The organism is Alloalcanivorax mobilis (genome assembly GCF_002864685.1).
Classification (GTDB): domain Bacteria; phylum Pseudomonadota; class Gammaproteobacteria; order Pseudomonadales; family Alcanivoracaceae; genus Alloalcanivorax; species Alloalcanivorax mobilis.
This window is the reverse complement of the sequence record NZ_NMQZ01000016.1, coordinates 1-3,020: the sequence shown is the minus strand read 5'-3', so window position 1 is coordinate 3,020 and position 3,020 is coordinate 1. Positions and strand designations below refer to the sequence as shown.

At 60.2% G+C, this 3,020-nt stretch carries 3 protein-coding genes; 1 reads left to right on the top strand and 2 read right to left on the bottom strand.

The annotated features are described in order from the left end of the window. Positions 1-300: 300 nt before the first annotated feature. Positions 301-1,560: a transcription termination factor Rho gene (gene rho, locus CGS25_RS09840; RefSeq protein WP_089034274.1), complete on the bottom strand. Its 1,260-nt coding sequence runs from the start codon at positions 1,558-1,560 to the stop codon at positions 301-303. Between the two features lie 444 nt (positions 1,561-2,004). Continuing rightward, a complete protein-coding gene (gene trxA / locus CGS25_RS09835) occupies positions 2,005-2,331 on the bottom strand; it encodes a thioredoxin TrxA (RefSeq protein ID WP_089034275.1) in 327 nt (108 codons plus the stop codon). A 205-nt stretch (positions 2,332-2,536) separates the two neighbouring features. Between trxA and CGS25_RS09830 the strand changes: the two genes are divergently transcribed. Further along, positions 2,537-3,020 (top strand): Ppx/GppA phosphatase family protein (locus CGS25_RS09830; protein WP_456297907.1); only part of this gene is annotated, 484 nt, incomplete at its 3' end.

Here is a 3,020-nt window from a genome sequence, read left to right as displayed (position 1 = left end):
TCTTGTTTGGAGAATGAAGGGTACCCGAAGGGCGACACAACGGGGTGTCTTTCTTGACTCGGCTTCGCCTCGGCCTACGGCCTCACCCGCTGCGCGGGATGTGCCTACTTGAACAAGCAAGACCAGCCGCTTGCGGCTGGAACGCCGAAGGCGGCCCGAAGGGTGAGTGGCAACGCCACGAATCAAGTAGGACGCCCAACAGGGCGTCAGCGGCGATGGGAAGTGGATCAGCATGAGTCAATTCCCGCTATTCCGCGAAGAACCAAAAAAAAACCGCGAGATCATTCGCGGGTTTTTTTATTACTTGCGCTTCATCGAATCGAAGAATTCGCCGTTGGTCTTGGTCTGCTTCATGCGATCGATCAGGAATTCCATCGCGCCGATCTCGTCCATCGGGTGCAGCACTTTGCGCAGAATCCACATTTTCTGCAGCTCGTCCTCGCTGACCAGACGTTCCTCGCGGCGGGTGCCGGAGCGCTTGATGTTCATCGCCGGGAACACCCGCTTCTCGGACACTTTGCGGTCCAGATGCAGTTCCATGTTGCCGGTGCCCTTGAATTCCTCGTAGATCACTTCGTCCATCTTCGAGCCGGTTTCCACCAGGGCGGTGGCGAGGATGGTCAGGCTGCCGCCTTCCTCGATATTCCGGGCGGCACCGAAAAAGCGTTTCGGCTTTTCCAGGGCGTGGGCGTCGACACCGCCGGTGAGCACCTTGCCGGAGCTGGGCTGCACGGTGTTGTAGGCGCGCGCCAGACGGGTGATGGAATCCAGCAGAATGATCACGTCCTGTTTGTGTTCCACCAGGCGCTTGGCTTTTTCGATCACCATTTCGGCCACTTGAACGTGGCGCGCCGGCGGCTCATCGAAGGTGGAGGCCACCACTTCGCCACGCACGGTGCGTGACATTTCGGTGACTTCTTCCGGCCGCTCATCGATCAGCAGCACGATCATGTGCGCTTCCGGATTGTTGCGGGCGATGGACTGGGCGATGTTTTGCAGCAGCATCGTTTTGCCGGCCTTGGGCGGCGCCACGATCAGACCGCGCTGGCCCTTGCCGATCGGCGCCACCAGATCGATCACCCGGGCGGTGATGTCCTCGGTGGAGCCGTTGCCGATCTCCATCACCATTCGTTCGGTGGGGAACAGCGGCGTCAGGTTTTCGAACAGAATTTTGTTCTTGGCGTTTTCCGGGCGGTCAAAGTTGATCTCGTTGACCTTGAGCATGGCGAAGTAACGTTCGCCATCCTTGGGGGGGCGGATCTTGCCGGAAATGGTGTCGCCGGTGCGCAGGTTGAAGCGGCGGATCTGGCTGGGCGAGACGTAGATGTCGTCCGGGCCGGCCAGATAGGAGCCCTCAGCGGAGCGCAGGAAACCGAAGCCGTCCTGAAGAATCTCCAACACCCCGTCACCGTAGATGTCCGAGCCGTTCTTGGCGGCTTTCTTGAGGATGGAGAAGATAACGTCCTGTTTGCGGGTTCTTGCCAGGTTCTCCAGTCCGAGTTCCTTGGCAATATCCAGAAGTTCGCCGATCGGCTTCTGTTTCAGTTCGGTTAGATTCATTGGAGTTTTAGAGGGTGTCCAGAAATGAATTGACGGGATGCGCCATGGGGCGGCGAGTCCCGGTTTAGGGTTCGTCCGGTGTTTCGGAATTTGGGGCTGTCAGCATCCCCCGGCTGGCAAGCCGTGGAATTTCCGGTCTTGTTTATATTCGGCTTACGGATTCGATTTCGCGGTTGTGAATGTCGCAGGGGGGTAAGGGTGCCGGCTTCATCGGACCAACAACACTCATCGGACCAACAATACGGGGGCGATCAAGAGGAGACCCTTACGAACCACCGGCCGCATTGGCCGATTCCGGCCTGGGGTGGCGATATCTCGAAAACGAAAGCTGAAGACTCAGAGATCCCTGCAAGAGGGAGCGAAAACGCTAACTTCGGAATGTACCACCGGCCCGGTGGGCTGTCCAGCCCGCGAAAGCAAACAATTTCGCGGGCCGGGGCCGGATCAGAGGGTGCTGTCCAGGAAGGCGGTCAGTTGGGACTTGGAAAGCGCGCCCACCTTGGTGGCTTCCACATCGCCGTTCTTGAACACCGTCAGCGTGGGGATGCCGCGAACGCCGTACTTCTTGGGCGTTTCCGGGTTGTCGTCGATGTTCAGTTTGGCAATGGTCAGCTTGCCTGCGTAGTCACCGGAAAGATCCTCCAGGATCGGGGCGACCATTTTGCAGGGGCCACACCACGGCGCCCAGTAATCCACCAGCACAGGACCGTCGGCTTTGAGGACTTTCTCCTCGAAATCCGCATCGGTCACGTTGATAATCTCGCCGCTCATTGAGTTCTCCTGCTAGGCTTCGCGGGATAGGAATTGCGTGCAGCATAATATCAGGGTCCGGCGCTTGGATTTCAAGCGTGCCGGGCAATGGCGCCAACAGGGCGCGTCTATCAGCCCGGCCAGCGACGGCCGGACACCGGTGGAGACGCTTTTGCAACAGCCGGACAATCTGGCCGCCATCGACCTGGGGTCGAACAGTTTTCACATGGTGGTGGCCTGGCAGGACCAGGGCGAGGTGCGCGTGCTTGAGAGCCTCTCGGAAAAAGTGCAGCTCGGCGCCGGCCTGGACCGCGACAACCGCCTCGACGAAGACACTCAGGCGCGCGCCCTGGAATGCCTGGCGCGGTTTGCTCAGCGGATCACCGGCATCCCCCGTGGCAAGGTGCGAATAGTGGGCACCAACACGCTGCGCATGGCGCGCAACGCCGATGCTTTTATCCGCCGGGCGGAGCAGGTGCTGGGCCATGACATCGACATCGTTGCGGGCCGCGAGGAAGCGCGGCTGATCTATCTGGGGGTGGCCCACAGCCTCGCCGATGACCCGGGCCCGCGGCTGGTGGTGGACATTGGCGGCGGCTCCACCGAGCTGATCATCGGCGAGCGCTTCGACGCGCTGGAAACCGAATCCCTGCACATGGGCTGCGTGAGCTACGCCCAGCGTTTTTTCGCCGATGGGCAGATCAGTGAGA